11 protein-coding genes and 1 pseudogene are annotated in these 18,274 nt (G+C 66.7%); 8 read left to right on the plus strand and 4 right to left on the minus strand.

Going from position 1 to position 18,274, the window contains the following annotated elements:
* The 3 genes and pseudogenes from ACYQ4W_RS09815 to ACYQ4W_RS09825 all read left to right on the plus strand — a co-directional run bounded on the left by ACYQ4W_RS09815 (position 1) and on the right by ACYQ4W_RS09825 (position 4,066).
* Positions 1-2,313, plus strand: a complete 2,313-nt coding sequence (locus ACYQ4W_RS09815) for a xanthine dehydrogenase family protein molybdopterin-binding subunit (RefSeq protein ID WP_459855864.1) — start codon at positions 1-3, stop codon at positions 2,311-2,313.
* Between the two features lie 278 nt (positions 2,314-2,591).
* Positions 2,592-2,951 (plus strand): annotated as a pseudogene (locus ACYQ4W_RS09820) ((2Fe-2S)-binding protein); the annotation flags it as partial.
* A gap of 104 nt (positions 2,952-3,055) precedes the next feature.
* A complete protein-coding gene (locus ACYQ4W_RS09825) occupies positions 3,056-4,066 on the plus strand; it encodes an FAD binding domain-containing protein (RefSeq protein ID WP_459855866.1) in 1,011 nt (336 codons plus the stop codon).
* Between the two features lie 71 nt (positions 4,067-4,137).
* Here ACYQ4W_RS09825 and ACYQ4W_RS09830 read toward each other — a convergent pair whose 3' ends face one another.
* The 3 genes from ACYQ4W_RS09830 to ACYQ4W_RS09840 are packed head-to-tail and all read right to left on the minus strand — an operon-like array spanning position 4,138 to position 7,812.
* Complete coding sequence (locus tag ACYQ4W_RS09830; RefSeq protein WP_459855868.1) at positions 4,138-5,358, minus strand: MFS transporter; 1,221 nt, start codon at positions 5,356-5,358, stop codon at positions 4,138-4,140.
* Positions 5,355-6,479 carry a pyridoxal phosphate-dependent aminotransferase gene (locus ACYQ4W_RS09835; protein WP_459855870.1) on the minus strand — a complete coding sequence of 375 codons (1,125 nt, stop codon included), beginning with the start codon at positions 6,477-6,479 and terminating at the stop codon, positions 5,355-5,357. The genes ACYQ4W_RS09830 and ACYQ4W_RS09835 overlap by 4 nt, the downstream gene beginning before the upstream one ends.
* Positions 6,460-7,812: a hypothetical protein gene (locus tag ACYQ4W_RS09840; RefSeq protein WP_459855872.1), complete on the minus strand. Its 1,353-nt coding sequence runs from the start codon at positions 7,810-7,812 to the stop codon at positions 6,460-6,462. Before ACYQ4W_RS09840 ends, ACYQ4W_RS09835 begins: the two co-directional genes overlap by 20 nt.
* A gap of 525 nt (positions 7,813-8,337) precedes the next feature.
* Between ACYQ4W_RS09840 and hpsG the strand changes: the two genes are divergently transcribed.
* Together hpsG and hpsH are read left to right on the plus strand one after the other, a co-directional pair.
* Positions 8,338-10,812, plus strand: a complete 2,475-nt coding sequence (hpsG, locus tag ACYQ4W_RS09845; RefSeq protein WP_459855874.1) for a (2S)-3-sulfopropanediol dehydratase — start codon at positions 8,338-8,340, stop codon at positions 10,810-10,812.
* 150 nt (positions 10,813-10,962) lie between these two features.
* Positions 10,963-11,880 carry a (2S)-3-sulfopropanediol dehydratase activating enzyme gene (hpsH, locus tag ACYQ4W_RS09850; RefSeq protein ID WP_459855876.1) on the plus strand — a complete coding sequence of 306 codons (918 nt, stop codon included), beginning with the start codon at positions 10,963-10,965 and terminating at the stop codon, positions 11,878-11,880.
* A 236-nt stretch (positions 11,881-12,116) separates the two neighbouring features.
* Here the strand turns inward: hpsH and ACYQ4W_RS09855 are convergent, their stop codons facing one another.
* A complete protein-coding gene (locus ACYQ4W_RS09855; RefSeq protein WP_459855878.1) occupies positions 12,117-13,547 on the minus strand; it encodes a sigma-54 interaction domain-containing protein in 1,431 nt (476 codons plus the stop codon).
* 691 nt (positions 13,548-14,238) lie between these two features.
* Here ACYQ4W_RS09855 and ACYQ4W_RS09860 point away from each other — a divergent pair.
* The 3 genes from ACYQ4W_RS09860 to ACYQ4W_RS09870 all read left to right on the plus strand — a co-directional run bounded on the left by ACYQ4W_RS09860 (position 14,239) and on the right by ACYQ4W_RS09870 (position 17,944).
* The gene (locus tag ACYQ4W_RS09860) at positions 14,239-15,078 is read left to right on the plus strand and encodes an amidohydrolase family protein (RefSeq protein WP_459855880.1); all 840 of its coding nucleotides are present in this window, start codon (positions 14,239-14,241) and stop codon (positions 15,076-15,078) included.
* A gap of 700 nt (positions 15,079-15,778) precedes the next feature.
* Entirely contained in the window at positions 15,779-17,119 is a 1,341-nt protein-coding gene (locus ACYQ4W_RS09865) for an MFS transporter (protein WP_459858526.1), read from the plus strand.
* Positions 17,120-17,176: 57 nt separating this feature from the next.
* Entirely contained in the window at positions 17,177-17,944 is a 768-nt protein-coding gene (locus ACYQ4W_RS09870; protein ID WP_459855882.1) for a sulfite exporter TauE/SafE family protein, read from the plus strand.
* The last annotated feature ends 330 nt before the right edge of the window (positions 17,945-18,274 follow it).

Raw genomic sequence — 18,274 nt, forward strand, 5'->3', positions numbered from 1 at the left:
GTGTCCCGTGCCGCCACACCCGCCGCTCCCCCGCGCGCCGACGCCCTTTCCAAGGCCACGGGCGCGGAGCGCTACGTGCAGGACCTGGCCCCGGCAGACTGCCTGTGGGCCGGAGCCTTCCGCCCCGGCGCGGCGCTCGGCATCGCCCACGGCCGCGTGCGCGGGGTGGACGCGTCCGCCGCCCTGGCCGTGCCCGGCGTGGTGCGCGTGCTCACCTCGGCCGACGTGCCGGGAACCAACCGGCAAGGCATCGTGCACAAGGACCAGCCCGTGCTCTGCGGCGAGGTCATCCGCCACGCGGGCGACCCCGTGGCCCTGGTGCTGGCGCGCTCGGCCCTGGCGTTGCGGCTGGGGCTGGCCGCCCTGCGCGCGGACGTGGAGCCCCTGCCCGGCGTGTTCGACCCGGAGGAGGCGCTGCAAAAAGGCGCGCCCCTGGTGCATGCGGGCCGCAAGGGGGGCAACCTGCTCCTCGGCGCGGTCATCGAAAAGGGCGACGCCCCGGCGGCGCTCAAACGCGCGCCGGTGGTCGTGCGCGGCGAATTTTCCACCCCGGTGCAGGAGCACGCCTTCCTCGAACCCCAGTGCGGCTTCGCCCAGGTGCTGCCCGACGGCACCCTGGACATGACCGTGAGCACCCAGGCCCCGTTCCGCGACCGTTTCGAAATCGGCCACGCCCTGGGCCTGCCGCCCCTTTCCATCCGCGTGCGCGCGCCGTACCTGGGCGGCGGCTTCGGCGGCAAGGACGGCGCCACGGTGCAGTGTCTGTTGGGGCTTGCGGCCCTGAACGCCGAAGGCCACCCGGTGCGCCTGGCCTGGGACCGCGAAGAAAGCCTGCTGGCCGGGTACAAGCGCCACGCCGTGCGCCTGCGCTACACGCTGGGGGCCGAGCCCGACGGCACCCTCGTGGCCCTGTCCTGCAAGCTTGTCTACGACACCGGCGCTTACGCCCATCTCGGCGGCGAAGTCATGGAGCTGGGCATGGAGCACGCGGCCGGGCCTTACCGCATACCCCATGTGCGCATAGAGGGCCGCTGCGTCTACACCAACAACCCCATCGCCGGGGCCTTCCGGGGCTTTGGCGTGGCCCAGGTGAGCCCGGCCTTCGAGGGGCTCATGGATGCCCTGGCGGCCAAGCTGGGCATGGACCCGGTGGCCCTGCGGCGCAAGAACGTGCTGCACACGGGCGACGTGAACCCGTGCGGCGTCGCCCTGACCAGCTCCGTGCACCTTGCGGAGTGCCTGGACACCCTGGCCCGGCATCCCCTGTGGACCGGGCGCGAGGCCTGGCGCAAGGCCGCGCCGCCCCTCACCCGCCGGGGCGTGGGCCTGGCCTGCGTGTACAACGGCATGGGCTACGGCCGTGGCCTGGCCGACATGGCCATCGCCAAGGTGGAGCTGACCCGGGCGGGCGGTTTTCTCGTGTACAACGGCGTGGCCGACATGGGCCAGGGCAACGCCTCGGCCTTCGCCCTCATGACCGCGCAGGAGCTGGGCCAGGAGCCCGCGGCCATTAGCCTTTTGCAGCCCGATACGGAGCTGTGCCACCCCTCGGGGTCGTCCTCGGCCGGGCGCACCACCTACACCTACGGCAACGCCCTGCTGCGCGCCTGCGCGGCCATGCGCCGCAAGCTGCTGGCCCGCGCGGCCATGGCCCTTTTGACCGACGAGCTGGACGCCCTGGAGCTGATTCCCGGCGCGGTGCGCAGCAAAATCACGGGCCGCGCCCTGCCGCTGGCCGTTTTGGCGGGCTTCATGAGCCGCGACGACCGCATCTGCGTGGCCGAGTTCCTCATGCCCGTGGCGCAGCATCCGCCGGACACGGGCAAGGCCTTTCCCATCGGCTTTCCGCACCTGTTCTTCGCCCATGCCGCGCACTTGGCGCGCATAGAGGCGGACGAGCTGACCGGCCGGGTGCGCGTGTGCGACTACGCCGCCGTCACCGACGGCGGCCGCGTGCTCGACCGCTCCTGCTTCGACCAGCAGGCCCAGGGCGGCGTGGCCCAGGGCATCGGCTACTCCCTTACCGAGGAGTTCCGCCTGCGCCAGGGGCAGATCGAGACCCGCGACCTTTCAACGTACCTGATCCCCACGGCCCTGGACCTGCCGGACATCGCCTCCCTGGCCGTGGACGCCGTGGAGGAGACCGGCCCGCGCGGCCTGAAGGGCGTGGGCGAGGTGGGTCTGAACGGACCGGCTCCGGCCATCGCCGCCGCCATCGCCGACGCCGTGGGTGCGCGCCCGCATGACCTGCCCTACACCCCGGAGCGCGTGCTGGCGGCTCTGCGGAAAAATCCGCGCCGGAGGCGTGCATGAAGCTTTCGTTCACCTTGAACGGCCGGGCCGTGCGCCTGGACGTGGCCCCGGACCGCCGGGCCATCGACGTGCTGCGCGAGGACCTGCGCGGCGCAGCAGCCGCGCCCCCCCACGCAGCGCCGTGCGCCCAAACGCCGGAGGCCTCCACACCCGGCCAAGGCGGCCTGGATGCGTCCGACATGGATGCGTCCGGCATGGATGCGTCCTGCATGGATGCGTCCTGCATGGATGCGTCCTGCCTGGAAGAGTCCTGCATGGAGGAGCGCGCCCTGGATGTGAAGGAAGGCTGCGGCACCGGCGAGTGCGGGGCCTGCTCCATCCTGGTGGACGGCGTGCAGAAGCTCTCCTGCCTTATGCTCGCCGCGCAATTGCACGGCCGCAAGGTCGTCACCGCCGCCGGCCTGGGCACGCCGGAGGCCCCGCATCCCATACAGCGGGCCTTTGCCGAGCACGGCGCGGTGCAGTGCGGCTTTTGCACGCCGGGCATGGTGGTGGCCGCCGCAAGCCTGCTGGCCGCCAACCCGGCCCCGGGGCGCGAGGACATCCGCCGGGCCTTGTCCGGCAACCTGTGCCGCTGCACCGGGTATGTGAAGATCGTGGACGCCGTGGAAGCCGCGGCCAAGGCGATGCGCCACGAACTGCACGGAGAAACGCGCGAGGATCTGGCGAGCCCCGGCCGAGGCGCCCCGGCCGGACCAGAGCCGCACGGCGGCAGCGCCCCGGTCAAAGCGGAGGCCGCCAAATGAATGTTCTGAGCCCGCGCGACCTGCCGGAGCTTTTCGCCGCCCTTGCGGAGCCGAGCGCGCGCGCCCTGGCCGGCGGCACGGACCTGCTGGTGCGCCTGCGCTCCGGCCGGGACACCGCGCAAACCTTGGTGCGCCTGGACGGCCTGGACGCCCTGCGCGGCGTGTCCCAAGGGGTCGGCGGCTCCCTGCGCCTGGGCGCGGGCATGACCCACGCGGAGCTGCTTGCCCACCCGCTGGTGCTGGCGCGGCTGCCAATCCTCGCCGCCGCCCTGGCGGACCTGGGCTCGCCGCCCATCCGCAACATGGGCACCCTGGGCGGCAACCTGTGCACGGCCTCGCCCGCGGGCGACTGCCTGCCGCCGCTGCTGGCGCTGGACGCGGAGGTGGAGCTTGTTTCCGCCTCGGGCGCGCGGCGGCTGCCCCTGGCGGATTTCATCACCGGCCCGGGCCGCACGCTGCTTGCGCCGGGCGAGGTGCTGGCGGCGGTGCACGCCTTGCCGGCGGATATTGGCCGGGATGCCGATCAGGATGCTGGCCTGGGTGCCGATCTGGATACTGGCCGCAATGCAAGGCCAGGCGCGGGGCCGAGCACGGGACCCGATGCAACGTTCGATGCGGCCCCTGGCGAGACGAGAATAGCGAATCACGGCCGTTGGATACGCGCGAACACCGGTGCACGGATGATCCAGCATTTCGAGAAGGTGGGCCGCCGGAGCGCGCTGGCCGTGGCCGTGGTCAGCCTGGCCGCGCTGCTGCGCGTGGACAAGAACGGCGTGGTCGGGGAGGCGCGTCTGGCCTGGGGCAGCGTGGCTCCCGTGGTTTGGCGCTGCCCGGAGGCCGAGGCCGCGCTGACGGGGCGCAAGCTCGGCCTGGCCGCGCTCAAGCAAGCCGCCGCCGTGGTCCGCGAGCAGGTGCGGCCCATTGGCGATGTGCGCGCCAGCGCGGACTACCGCCGCGAAGTGGCGGGCAACCTGCTGCTGCGCCTGGCCATGCTTCAGCCCCGCTGAACGCGAGCCGCCCGTCTGACAGAGCCTGCCGTCTGACAGAGCCTTTCGTCTGACGCGAGCCTGTCGTCCCGCTAGCCCTTGGGAGCGGCGCCCCTCGCGGGCGTCAGCCGGGCCACGGGCAGCAAGGCCAGGCCGGAGAGCAGAAACAGCCCGCCGCAGAGCACGAAAAGATCCTGCACAGGCACGCCGCCCGCCAGCACCGCTCCCCCCATCACCGGTCCCAGGATGAACCCGGCGTCCAGCGCCACCAGAAGCAGATTCGTGTTCAGCCCCCGCAGGTGCGCCGGGCTCACGCGGTACATGGCCGCGTTGAACAACGGCATGCCCAGGCCCAGGGCCAGCCCGTAGAAGACCGCCATGCCGTTCAGGCTCAAGGGGTCGCCCGCAAGGGCGAAGCACGGCACCAGCACGGCCAGAAAGAACAGGGCCAGCCCCGTGGCGCGGCCGGGGTTCAGCCGGTCCAGCAGGCGCATGCCCAGCACGCGCAGACCGATGGTGGCGACGTTGGCGCAGGTGAAGAACAGGCCGGGGTTGCCCGCGCCCAGGCTCAGGCTCCAGCCCTTGATGAAGAAATACACGATGGTGTGCCCGGCCAGCAGACCCAGCTGCCCAAAAAGCAGCGGCGCAACGCCGGGCGCGCGCAGGTTGGCGCGCAGCTCGGCCCAGGTGGGGCGCGTGGTGTGCGCCGGCGGCAGGGCCGCGGCCATGGCGCGGGTCTTACGCCCAAGCGGCGCCAGCAACAACAGGGCCGGAAGCATCAGCGGCGCGGCCATGGCGTAGGCGTAGCCGGGACCGGGCAGAAGCGGCGTCACGGCCTCCACAAAGGGCGGCATGAGCGCGCTGGGCAAGAGCGAAGTGAGGGAGAGCAGGCCGAAGCCCTGAGCCACCTGGCCGCGCGGCAGAAAATGCGTGAAGGCGGCGATGAGCCCGGAGGCCAGGAGCACGTAGCCCGCGCCGTGCACCACGCGCACGGCGGCAATGGCCCAAATGTCGGTGGCGAAGGGATAGCTGACCAGGGCCGATATGGCCAGCCCCACGCCCACGCGCATGGCCCGGACGCTGTTCCCCAGGTTCAGGGCGGTGCTGAGCCAGGGCCGCAGGGCCAGGGCGGTCAACGGCTCCAGCGCCAGCAGCGGCCCGCGCCAGCCGGCGGGCACGCCCAGCTGCTGCAGGTAGTTGTAGAATCCGTAAAAAATAGCCAGATTGCAGAAGCACAGCAGGCTGACTGCGCACAGGGCGGAGAACTCATAGGTCACAAGCGATTGCGGCCCCTGCTCCGCCGCCTCGCTCATGTCCCTTGCCGCCCGGTCTCGATGACCTCGCGGAAGGCCGTGAGGAAGTCCTGCATCACGGGCAACTGCACCAGGCTCACACGCACCCAGTTGGGAAAGCGGAAGCCCGTCATGGTGCGCACCATGACGCCCCGCCGCATGAGCTGGCGGTAGACGAGGGAGTCGGACATGGGCGTTTCCACCATGACGAAATTGCCCGCGCCCGAAACATGCTTGAGCCCCAGGGCGTCGAAGGCCGGGAGCAGCAGATCCTTGGCCTCGGCCACCATGCGCCGCGTGGCCACGATGTGCTCCGCGTCGTCCAGCAGGGCGGCGGCCGCCGCGGGCTGGCCCACGCCGTTCACCGAGTACACGATGTGCGTGCGGCGGATGTACTCCACCACCTCGCGCTGACCGCACACGTACCCCACGCGCAGGCCCGCCAGGGCGTACATTTTGGAGAAGGTGCGGAACACCACCACGTTGGGATGGCGCTCCATGAGCTCCATGCCGTCGGGGAAGCGCTCGTCGTCCACATACTCGCGGTAGGCCTCGTCGACCACCACGATGGCCCGGCCGTCCACCTGGCGCAGAAAGCGCTCCATGGTGTCCCGGTCCCACCAGGTGCCGGTGGGGTTGTTCGGGTTGCACACGAACAGAATCTTGGTGCGCCGGTCCATGGCCGCGAGCATGGCGTCGGGATCGTAGCCGTAGTTCCGCAGCGGAATGAGCCGCGCCTGGAAGCCGGAGAACTCGGCCACCCACTCGTACACCGCAAAGGTCTTGTCGGCGGTGATGATGTTGTCGCCCTTTTCGCAAAAGGCCTTGATGACGCTGGCGATGACCTCGCAGGAGCCGTTGCCCACCAGAAAGCGGTTCGGGTCCTTGCCGAAGCGTTCGGCCAGGGTCTTGCGCAAAAAGAAGGAGTCGCCGCTCGGATAGATGGCCGAGCGTTGCGCCTCGAAATCCTGAATGACCTTGCGCGCGGCGGGCGGGGGCCCCAGGGCGTTCTCGTTGTTGTTCAGCCGGTGCAGGTGGTTGACCCCGTAGAGCCGCATGAGCTCCGGGTCCGGGCAACTGGGCACGTAGGCCTCGAAGGACCGGATGTAGTCCGGCACGAGTTCAGCGAGCGGCATGGACATGTTGGCAGACCAGGATGTCGGAGTTGCCCCCGTGGGGAAGGATAAGCCTGGGCGCGAAGCCGTTTTCGGCCAGGGCCGGGTACAGCGCGCCCTGCCAGGGCTCGGAGAGGTCCAGATGCACCAAAATGGCCGGGGCGTCGTCGCCCTCGGACTCGTTCAGGGCGCGGACGTGCGCGCCGAGGTTGGCGGAGAAGTCCCGCCCGTCGAGCAGAGGCTTCAGCACCACCAGGCCGCGCATGCGGTCCCAGGAGGTGGCCAAAAGCGAGTGGGCGGGCAGCAGGGACTGCGACGGGGGTGCGGCCGCCAGCAGATCGCGCGAGAAGGCCAGACGGTCGTACTGGGCCTGCAAAAAAGGAAACAGCTCAGGGTGGGCCCAGACCGCGCCGCCCACGTCCTCGCGCAGGTGGCGGAAGAACGCCGGCTGGTCCGTGAAGGCCAGGTGGCCCGCGTCGTCGCGCTCCGGCAGATGCAGAACGCCCAGGCCCTCGAACCAGCCCTTGGGCAGGTCCTGGGTCGGGCGCTCGCTGAAGGCGCAGACAGCCTCGGTGCGGGCCACCAGGGAGAGGAAGCGCTCCGTGAGCAGGCGCGCGGTCTCGGCGGCCAGATCGGCGGCGTCGGCAAAGACATACGGGCCGGAGAACACCACGCCCTTGCGGCCGGAGGCGCGCCAGCACAGCAGTCCCGCCGGGCGGTCCGCGCTGTCCAGCGCCACCAGGGCGCGGTACTGGCCCGCGGCCACCATGTCCGCAAAGCGGCCCGGCCGCAGAAAGCACCTGGGACAGAGCCGCGTGGGGTAGCGCCCGGCCGCCAGCAGCGCGCTGTGCTGCAATGCGCCCGCGCCCGGCGCCTCGTCCAGGCGCAGGGGGCCGCTCAGGTGCTGCGGGGCGGTCACGGGCTCGCCGGGGGGATAGCCGCGGTCCACCTCGGCGCAGAGCTGGTACACGTCCGCGCCGGAAAGCTCCAGGCTGGAGCGGTCCGTGGTGCGCGAGGCCACCAAGAGCCCAAGCTCGGCCTCCGCCCCTTCGCCTCCCTCCAGGTCCACGCTGGCGGCGAAGTTGAGCGCGCGCAGGCTGACCTCGCCGGCGCGGAACCGGAAGCTGGCGCGCACAAAGGTGCCGCCCTGGGTCAGGGTCAGGCGGATGGGCTCCTCGCGTCCGGCGAAGCGGCAAAGGTAGGTGAAATATTCCTCAACGGCCAGGGCCAGGCGCAGGGAGGCCTGGGAATCCAGGCCGTAGACCTGGGCGGCGTTTTCCGTCGCGGCGGCCGCTGTGGGCAAAAAAGCCTGCTCGGGCTCCAGCTCCAGAACAAGGCGGGAAGGTGAGAAAGGGGACACGGCATCCTCGCAGGATAGTGGTGCACCGGCGGGGTTCCGCTGGCGGTGTGCTCCAGGCAAATGGCTTAGCAGAACCCGTGAGGCCGGGCAACCATCCTATTTTGCACAACACACCACGGTTCCCGGACGAGAGCGGCCCCTGGGCGGTGCTGGGATGAAGGGCCCGCGGCAGCCGCAGCCGCAACGCAACCCCGCAGCACGGAACGCGCGCCGCGAATGCACAATCGGCCCCGGCAGGGCAGCGGCTCAAGCCCGGTTTGCCACGGCCGTTGTTGCGCTTTTTCTGTGTGTGCGAAACGGCAACGTAAAATTATCAACAGCAATATCAGCTTGATGTGATATATGCAGTGCATTTCTGCACAGACCGGGGCCTTGAAACGGCAGCCGCCCCAACGGGCCATTTCATACTTTTACCCTTTAATTCAAGCATGTTGGTCCTATGGCATGGGAAGTGCTTTGCAGGTTTGCAAACGCCCGTTTCGGGTTGAGACAACAGCCAAGCAACCTATAAATCCGGAGTACCCCATGTCATTCATCGAATGCTGCCTGTCCCCGCAAGAAGAGCGCATCGTTGATAAAGTGGTCGACCGCAAAGGCCGCGAGCGCGTCTACAGCATCCTCGAAAGCAGCCAGTTCACCGTCCCCGTGGTCGACATCGAGCGCGCCCTCTATTTCACCCAGTCCATGAAGGAGACCGAGGGCGAGCTCTTGACCCTGCGCTGGGCCAAGGCCATGAAGAACATCGCCGAGAAGATCACCGTCTACATCACGCCGAACCAGCTGCTTGCCGGCCGCGCCGGACAGTTTGGCCGCTACGGCATCCTGTACCCGGAAATCGACGGCGACTTCTACATCGAGGTCATGAAGGACCTGCCCAACCGCACCAAGAGCCCCTTCAACATTTCTCCCGCCAACATGAAGACCCTGGTGGAGGAGATCGCCCCCTACTGGGAAGGCAAGACCTACCACGAGAACCTGAACAAGCTGCTGCCCCAGGAGCTGCGCGGCGTGACCTACCACGACGAGCGCGGGCTGAAGTCCAAGTTCGTCGTCAGCGAGACCTCCTCCTACCGCTCCGCCCTGCAGTGGGTGCCGGACTATGAAAAGGTGCTCAAGCGCGGCTACCTGGGCCTGCAGGAAGAAGCCAAGGCCAAGCTGGCCGCCCTCGACCTGACCAACTCCACCGACCTGTGGGAGAAGAAGCCCTTCCTCGAGGCCATGATCATCGTGTGCGACGCGGTGATGATTTGGGCCAAGCGCCACGCGGACCTGGCCCGCGACCTGGCCGCCGCGGAGAAGGACGCCAAGCGCAAGCAGGAGCTGCTGCAGATCGCCGACATCTGCGAACACGTGCCCGCACACCCGGCCCGCAACTTCCGCGAGGCCATGCAGAGCCAGTGGTTCGTGCAGATGTTCTCGCGCCTGGAGCAGAAGGCCAGCGCCATCATCTCCAACGGCCGCATGGACCAGTACCTGTTCCCCTACTTTGAAAAGGACCTGGCCGACGGCACCCTCACCCGCGACGAAGCCCGCGAGCTTCTGGAATGCATGTGGGTCGACATGGCCCAGTTCATCGACCTGTACATCAACCCCACGGGCAACGAGTTCCAGGAAGGCTACGCCCACTGGGAGGCCGTGACCATCGGCGGCCAGACCCCGGACGGCGAGGACGCCACCAACGACCTGTCCTACCTGTTCCTGGAGTCCAAGCGCGACTTCCCGCTGAACTACCCCGACCTGGCCGCGCGCATCCACAGCCGCTCGCCCGAGCGTTTCCTGCGCGAAGTGGCCCTGACCATCAAGGACGGCTCCGGCTTCCCCAAGCTCATCAATGACGAGGAAGTGGTGCCGCTTTATGCCATCAAGGGCGCGCCCATCAACGAGGCGTTCGATTACGCGGTTTCCGGCTGCACCGAGGCGCGCATGCCCAACCGCGACACCTACACCTCCGGCTGCGTGTACATCAACTTCGCCTCCGCCCTGGAGATGCTGATGCACAACGGCAAGATGAAGTTCTACGGCGACGAGGTCATCGGCCTCAAGACCGGCGACGTCACCAGCTTCAAGACCTGGGACGAGTTCTACGCCGCGTACAAGGCCCAGCACATGAACCTGTTGCAGAAGGCCTTCCAGCAGCAGCACATCGTCGACCGCCTGCGCCCGCAGCACTTCGCCGCGCCGTTCTCCTCGGTCATGCACGACCTGTGCATGGAGAACATGGTCGACCTGCACACCCAGTTCATCAAGGGCGGCGTCGACTACTCCTACTTCGAGTTCCTGGGCTACGGCACCGTGGTGGACTCCCTGGCGGCCATCAAGAAATGCGTGTTCGACGACAAGAAGCTGACCATGAAGCAGGTGCTCGAAGCCATCGACACCGACTTCAAGGGCCACGCGCCCGAGCGCGAGATGCTGCGCAACGCCCCCTGCTACGGCAACAACGATCCCTATGCCGACAGCATCGCCAAGGACATCGACGGCATCACGCAGATCGCCGCCAAGAAGAGCTCCCAGGAGCGCGGCGTGCATGTGGACGTGCGCTACGTGCCCATCACCTCGCACGTGCCCTTCGGCAAGGTGGTTTCCGCCACGCCCAACGGACGCCATGCCTGGACCGCCCTTTCCGACGGCTCCTCCGCCTCCCACGGGGCGGACAAGAACGGCCCCACCGCCGTGCTTTTGTCCAACTACCACACCAAGAACTACGGCATGACCAACCGCGCCTCGCGCCTGGTGAACATCAAGCTCTCGCCCAAGTGCGTGGCCGGCGATGAAGGCACCGAGAAGATCGTCAACATGATCCGCACCTGGTGCGACCTCAAGCTGTGGCACCTCCAGTTCAACATCGTGAACCGGCAGACCCTGCTGGCCGCGCAGAAGGACCCGGCCAGCTACCGCAGCCTGCTGGTGCGCATTGCGGGCTACAGCGCATACTTCTGCGACCTGTCCCGCGACCTTCAGGACGACATCATCAACCGCACGGAACACTCCCAGTTCTAGCTGAAGCGTGACGACTCCGGAGAGGGGCCTGTGGCCGCAGGCCTCCTCTCCGGGGTCGCCCAACACCCTTGGATTTTTCGCCTGGATGTTCGCCGCACGCGCGGCACCGCCCGCGGCAATGACGCGCAACACACCGGAAAGGATGGAGACATGCTGGACAAAGACGTTTTGGGCACCGTGTTCAATGTGCAAAAGTTCACCGTGCATGACGGCAAAGGCATCCGCACCCTGATCTTTCTCAAAGGCTGCCCCCTGCGCTGCCAGTGGTGCTGCAACCCGGAATCCCAGTCCTTCGCGCCGGAGCGCGTGTTCAATGTGGGCAAATGCCTGAGCGTCGAGGAATGCGGCCGCTGCATCGCGGCCTGCCCCAATCAGGCCATTTCCGAACTGGAAGGATTTCCTCTCATCGATGGGACGCGCTGCAAGGGCTGCCTCAAGTGCGTGGAGGCCTGCCCGGCCCAGGCCATGAACGTGTACGGCGAAAAGCAGAGCGTGGCCCAGGTGCTGGACCGCGTGGAGCAGGACGGCGTGTTCTACTCCCGCTCCGGCGGTGGGCTCACCCTTTCCGGCGGCGAGGCCACAAGCCAGCCCGACTTCGCCCTGGCGCTGCTGCGCGAGGCGCGCGCGCGCCACATCGACCGCGTCATGGAGACCTGCGGCCAGTGCGACACCGAGAATCTGCTTTCCATCTGCGCCCTGCTGAACAGCCTCATCTTCGACATCAAGCTGTTGGACCCGGTCCGGCACAAGGCCGCCACCGGCGTGGACAACGCGCTCATCCTGCGCAACTTCGGCCAGGTCCTCAAGGCCTTGCCGGACCTGCCGCTGCTGGTGCGCACGCCCGTGGTGCCCGGCGTCAACGACAACGAGGCCGACATCCAGGCCATCATCGACTTTTTGCCCCGGCGCAAGGGCCTGCGCTATGAGCTCATGGCCTACCACCGCATGGGCAAGCCCAAGTACGGCTACCTGGGACGCGAGTTCCCCATGGGCGACAGGGTTCTGGACGAAACGCTCTTCAAACGCCTCACCTCCATGGCCCACGCCTGGAACGCCGGGAACGGCTAGCGCGCGGCGCACGGTCCTGGGAACAAGCATTTTGCGGGCGGCCGGCAAGGCGCTGGTGAGTCAACGGGAACACGGCTCGCCCGGCAAGGAGCAGACAGGCGAGGAACAGACAGGCAAGGGACAGACAGACAAGGAACAAGCAGGCATGGCCCGCGCGGACCGGTGGACGGGACGCGCGGGCTGTGCGGCCTTTGGCCGCAAGCATGCGCCTCAGCCGAGCATTTCAGCCAGTGGCTTCAGCCGACGGTTCTGGGCGAACGGGTCTTGAGGCCCGGCACCAGCTGCTTCTGCTCCTTGGAAAGCGCCTTGACCTTGCGGAACACCGTGGTCCGGTCGATCTGGAAATGCTTGGCCACTTCGGTGAGGGAGCCGTACTTCTGCAGGCCCATGAGCAGAATGCTGTTCTCCACGTCGCGCATGATGTCCTTGAAGGGCTTGCCCTCGATGTCCAGATCGGCCAGCACCGCGGGGCCGAGGTCGAGGTTGTGCGGGGCCTTGCGCTTTATGGGCAGGTCGCGCACGCCAAGGGTGTCCTTGTCGCAGGTGACCACCAGGCCGTGGATGAGATTCTCCAGCTCGCGGATGTTGCCGGGCCAGTTGTACTCGGTCAGCACCACTCCTGCCTCGGGCGACAGCTTGATGCTGCGCCGGTACTTGGCGCCGTAATATTCCAAAAAGCACTGCACCAGCGGCAAAATGTCGGCCTTGCGCTTACGCAGGGGCGGCACGTTGATGACCGCCACCTTGAGCCGGTAGTAGAGGTCGCTGCGAAAACGCCCGGCCGCCATTTCCAGCTCCAGGTCCTTGTTGGTGGCGGCGATGACGCGGATGTCGACCTTGACCGGATTGGTGGAGCCCACGCGCAGCACTTCCCAGTCCTGCAGCAGGCGCAGCAGGCGCGACTGCATGTTCAGCGGCAGCTCGCCGATCTCGTCGAGGAACAGGGTGCCGGAGGCCGCGGCCTCGATGAGCCCGGCCTTGCCCTGCTTGTTCCCGCCGGAAAAGGTGCCCGGAGCGTAGCCGAACAGCTCGGTCTCGATGAGATTTTCGGGGATGCTGCCGCAATCGGCCTTGATGAAGGGCTTGTCCGCGCGGTCGCTGGCGGTGTGCAGCCGCCGGGCGAAAACATCCTTGCCCACTCCGGTTTCGCCCAAAAGCAGCACCGTGGCGCCGGTGGGGGCCAGCAGGCTCACCTGGCCGAAGGCCTTGCGCATGGCCGGGCTGTGGATGACCCGCGGGCAGGTGCAGATCTTCTCCTGGTCCGTGTTCTGCAGATTCTTGAAGGTCTCCAGCAGCTCCTTTTGGGCGACGACCTGCTCCTTCAATTCCTCCAGGGTGGTGATGTCGTAGATGAACGTGACCACGCGGGCCACATTGCCCTGTTCATCGAAGATGGGATGCCCGTTGAGCACCAGCTTCTTGCCGGTCACGACCTTCTGAATCCTGGTGGCCGCACGCTTTTCGCTGACGATGATCGGGTTGAGCACCAGGTCGAAGTGCCCGCGCTCGACGAATTCGCTCACGTGCTTGCCGATGATCTCGGCCTTGGGAATGCCCGTGAGCTCGGAATGCTTGGCGTTGATGAAAAGGACGATGCCGTCCTTGTCGGTGATGCACACGGCCTCGCGGAAGGCATCGAGGAACTGCTCAAAATATGCGGATTCCATTCAGTGTGTCCCCTTGTGGCTCCCATAAAATATCACGATGGCGCAAAGCTGGGCATCGGTGCGCTGCCGCCCCTGACGCGGGGCGATTGCATGGCGGGCCCGCTGGCCCGCGTCTGTGCACCGGGCTGGCAGCGGCCAGGGCCGATGCAAAAATCGGGTGCGTCTCTACGCCGACTGCAACACGGCTGAGCATGCGTGCTTCAAGCACGCCGTCCAGGCAAGACCATGCGCAAAAAGAGGTAAATGTCGTGTCATTCGATCATAATAGCGATACAATTTGGGCACGTCTCTGCGTAATACAAACAGAGCCGCCAGCCGGTGCGCCATTCATCGGGAACGTATGCTGTCGTCCCCTTTCGTGCGTAATGCAAAAGCAGAGCCTGAACCTGCGTGCTGAAGCCGTTCAAGACTAAGGCAGAACCGGCCAGCGGGCAAGCCTTCATGTGAAATCCGGCACAGCCGCCCGGACAGGCGCATATTCAAAATCCACGGCAGAGCGCCGCCGCCAGTCATCCCCGCCGAGAGCCAGAACAACCGCACAGAACATTCCCGCTTCCTGCCGCCTCTGCGGCCCCTGCGCCGTGCATTTCAGGTCCCCGGCAACGCACATCGGGTACGCTTCTTGTAAGGGCTGGGGCACAAACCAAACAAAGCGCGGCGCTATTGATTGCAGTGCCGGGCAGGAGGATTCATGAAGGTCATTGATTTCCGTTTTCGTCCCAACACTCCGGATGCAGTGGAGGGCGTGCTGAAAAGCAAAGTGTTCGGCGATATGGGCAAGCTCTTCAACGTCGCCAAGCACCTGCGGGGCGAGTCTTTGGAGCAGATCATCGCCAACATGGACGCCCATAATGTTGTGCATGGCGTCATTACCGGCCGCGACGCGGAGACCACCTACGGTCTGCCCAACGGCAACATGGGCATAGCGGCCTTTGTGAAGCAGCACCCCACGCGCTTTTCCGGCATCGCCGGGCTGGACCCGCACAAGGGCATGAAGGCCCTGGACGAGCTGACCCGCATGGTCACGGAGCACGGCTTCAAAGGCGCGGCCACAGACCCTTACCTGGCCAAGATACCGGCGAACCACGCGAAATTCTATCCCATCTACGCCAAATGCTGCGAGCTGAACGTGCCCGTGGTCATCACCACCGGCCCCGCAACCCTGGTGGCCGACGCCGTCATGGAGCACGCCGCGCCCCGCTACATCGACGCCGTGGCCACGGACTTCCCCGAGCTCAAGATCGTCATCAGCCACGGCTGCTACCCCTGGGTCAACGAGGCGATCATGGTCGTGCACCGGCACAAGAACGTCTACATGGAGTGCGCCGAATACGAGGCCGCGCCCTTTGCCAACGGCTATGTCGAGGCCGCCAACACGCTCATCGGCGACAAGCTGATGTTCGCCAGCGCCCACCCGTTCTTCGATTTCCGCGACCGCCTGGCCGTCTCCAACAGCCTGCCCTTCACCCCCGAGGTGCGGGAAAACGTGCTGTACAAGAACGCCGCGCGGCTGCTCGGACTCTCCGTCTAGCCTTCCTTTGCCGGCCGCGGCTCCACCCGGGGCCGCGGCCACAGCCGGCTGCCGCCGCAAACGCTTGCCCCCCCAGACGCTCCCCATTCCCATCGGCCATCTTCCGTCAGCCGCTTGCGGCCCGGCTCCTTTCGCCTGGCTCTCTTGGCCTTGTGCCGCCGCCTGTTTTGAATGCGCCGCCGGCCCCACGCGCAGCTCCATTGCAGACGCACACTACCCAGGCACCGGTTGCGTGGCCCTGGGCTGTCTGGCTAACTAGCGGTATTCCCAATGCTTCTACTGTTGCAAAAAGTCACACCCCGTCTTTGTTGCAGCACTGCACAAACCGGCAACGCCTGTCCGCTCCCTAGAGTCCGCGCTATTCATCAATATTTTCAGCATGCTGAAGAAAGCGGCATTTCCTCTGTTGCATCCGTGCAATGTCCGGCGGACGATACGCTGGGGTTTTCCATGCTTTTCAAGCCGCAAGGACGTCGGCCTCCTGTTCCGGATGCCCGGCGCACCTCCCAGGGCTTGCTTTTGCCCCTTGGCTATGCTTGTTATTTTTGTCCCAAGCGCAGCTTTTGGCCGAAAAACTCCGACTTCATAATAGCGGTTATCATTAGCCGAACTTGTGGCATTGTCCTTGCTCTGCCCTTTACGGTTCCAGCAAATAGACAACTACAAAGGGGCAGTGACGATGCAAAATGAAGAAAAAAAGATGTTGCGACGGGTGGTCATATCAAGCGTTGTTGGAGCAACGATAGAATGGTATGACTTCTTTCTCTATGGCGTGCTTGCCGGTATTGTTCTGAACAAGCTTTATTTCCCCACGCACGACCCTGTTGTATCCACACTGCTTTCTTACGCCACCTTCGCCGTGGGCTTTTTGGCCCGGCCTGTGGGCGGCGTCATCTTCGGCCACTTCGGCGACAAGCTTGGCCGCAAGCAAATGCTTCTGCTCACCATCATCATCATGGGCGTCTCCACCGTGCTCATAGGCCTGGTGCCCACCTACGCCCAAATCGGCGTGGCCGCGCCGCTGCTCATTTTGCTGCTGCGCGTGCTGCAGGGCATCGGTCTTGGCGGCGAATGGGGCGGAGCCATCCTCATGACCTATGAATACGCCAAGCCGAACGAACGCGGCTACTACGCCAGCCTGCCGCAGGTGGGCCTGTCCATCGGCCTGTGCCTGGCCACCGGCGTTGTGGCGCTGCTTTCGCGCACCCTCACCGATGAGCAGTTCATGGCCTGGGGCTGGCGCATCGGCTTCATTCTCAGCGTTGTGCTGCTCTTCGTCGGCTCCTGGATTCGCAAGAACGTTTCCGAGACGCCCGACTTCGCCAAGGTGAAGGCCAAGCAGAAGCAGGCCGCGCCCGCGCTGCCCATCGCCACCATGTGGAAGAACTACAAGGGCAACGTCATCGCCGGTCTTGGCGCGCGCTTCATCGACGGCGTGTTCTTCAACGCCTTCGCCGTGTTCTCCATCACCTACCTCACGCAGATCATGCACGTTGAAAAGTCCATCGCCCTCATGGGCGTCATGGCCGCCTCCATCGTGCTCATGTTCTGCCTGCCCGTGGCCGGCCATCTCTCCGACAAATTCGGCCGCCCGCGCATCTTCATGACCGGCTGCTTCCTCACCGCCGCCTCCGCCTATCCGGCCTTCTGGGTGTGGACCAACTGCGCGGACAACCCGCTGCTCATCTGCGCCGCGCTGGTCATTCCCCTGGGCGTGTTCCACTCCTTCGTGTACGGCTCCATCGCCGCGCTCTTCGCCGACCTGTTCAAGGCCGAGGTGCGCTACACGGGCATCTCCTTCGTGTACCAGATGTCCGGCATCTACGCCGCGGGCATCACGCCCATGGTCGCCACCGCCCTGCTGAAGCTGGACGACAACGGCCCCTACTATGTGGCGGCCTACGTCATGTTCGCGGGCGTCATCAGCCTGCTTTCCGCCTGGTGGATTCTGCGCCACCCAGCCCAGGAGAGCGTGGAGCACGAGGACGAGGACATGGACCCCGCTTTGCAGCCCGCCGCTGTAAGGGTGAACGAGCGCTAGACACGCGCGCGGGGCTTGCCTCGCCTGCGAACGTTCGACCGGCGGGTTCCCTCAGGCATGATGGAACCCGCCTTTTCCTTTCCGCACAAGGACGCCATGGACGGATATCTCTACGCTATACTGGGCTGGGGCCTGGGCGGCTTCCTCAACGGGCTGGCCGGGTTCGGGGGGGCGCTTGTGGCCCTGCCCTTCGTGGCCGCCGGCAACGACATGGCCCTGGCCGTGCCCAGCTGCACCTTGATGGTGCTGGCGCTGAGCGTGCAAATGGCCTGGAGCTGCCGCCGCACCCTTGCGCCAGCGGGCCTCGGCCCCGTGCTGGCCGGAGCCGTGCCCGGCGTCGGGGCCGGAATGCTGCTCCTGCGCTGCGCCTCCGACTCCGCCCTGCGCCTGGGGTTGGGCCTGTTTTTGATCGCCTACGGCCTGGCCGGCCCCTGGCTGCGGCGCCTGCGCCGCGGCCAGCCCGGACCCGCCTGGGCCGCGCTAGCGGGCTTCTGCTCCACCAGCCTGGGCACGGCATACGGCATCAACGGTCCGCCGCTGGCCATGTATCTTGCCCTGCGGGGCGGCACCCAGAGCGAGACCAAGTCGGCCCTGGGCGTGTTCTTCATCGTCAGCGGCCTGCTCATGATCGCCGGGCAAGCGGTTTTGGGCCTGTACACGCCCCAGGCGGCCATGCTTTTCGCCACGGCCCTGCCCGCGGCCGTCATCGGGGGGTGGGCGGGCCTGAGGCTGGCGGCGCGCTGCAGCGACGCGGCCTTCCATGTCTGGCTGCACCTCATGCTGCTGCTGCTTGGCGCCAACCTGGTGCGCGTGGCCTTGGCGTAAGCCGCGGCACTGCCCCGCGCTTGTCCGTACGACAACCGGACAGCCGCCCCTGTGATATTTTCAGGCAAAGACGTCTCGCCCCCGGCGCTTCATCCGGTAACCGGCCCGGCGCTTCGTCCCGCGCTCGACGCATGCAGCCTCGCGCCGGCGCAGGGCGAAGGTGGCCGCAGCGCCCGCCACGGCGCAAGCTTTCCGCGTGGCCACGCGGCGCATGCCCCGGCCCGCCACCGCGCTGATCCCGAGCAGCCCGTCGGAGACCCTGCCCGTCGGAGACCCTGTCCGTCGGAGGCTCTGTCCGCGCAGCTCGGCAGAATCAGGCAAATCTAAAGC

It is taken from the genome of Humidesulfovibrio idahonensis (assembly GCF_054657715.1).

What these genes read in the sequence shown, in the direction of transcription:
- ACYQ4W_RS09825 (WP_459855866.1), top strand. Translation starts at nt 3,056, where the DNA reads ATGAATGTTCTGAGCCCGCGCGACCTGCCGGAGCTTTTCGCCGCCCTT.
- ACYQ4W_RS09830 (WP_459855868.1), bottom strand. Translation starts at nt 5,358, where the DNA reads ATGAGCGAGGCGGCGGAGCAGGGGCCGCAATCGCTTGTGACCTATGAG.
- ACYQ4W_RS09835 (WP_459855870.1), bottom strand. Translation starts at nt 6,479, where the DNA reads ATGTCCATGCCGCTCGCTGAACTCGTGCCGGACTACATCCGGTCCTTC.
- hpsG (WP_459855874.1), top strand. Translation starts at nt 8,338, where the DNA reads ATGTCATTCATCGAATGCTGCCTGTCCCCGCAAGAAGAGCGCATCGTT.
- hpsH (WP_459855876.1), top strand. Translation starts at nt 10,963, where the DNA reads ATGCTGGACAAAGACGTTTTGGGCACCGTGTTCAATGTGCAAAAGTTC.
- ACYQ4W_RS09855 (WP_459855878.1), bottom strand. Translation starts at nt 13,547, where the DNA reads ATGGAATCCGCATATTTTGAGCAGTTCCTCGATGCCTTCCGCGAGGCC.
- ACYQ4W_RS09860 (WP_459855880.1), top strand. Translation starts at nt 14,239, where the DNA reads ATGAAGGTCATTGATTTCCGTTTTCGTCCCAACACTCCGGATGCAGTG.
- ACYQ4W_RS09865 (WP_459858526.1), top strand. Translation starts at nt 15,779, where the DNA reads ATGTTGCGACGGGTGGTCATATCAAGCGTTGTTGGAGCAACGATAGAA.
- ACYQ4W_RS09870 (WP_459855882.1), top strand. Translation starts at nt 17,177, where the DNA reads ATGATGGAACCCGCCTTTTCCTTTCCGCACAAGGACGCCATGGACGGA.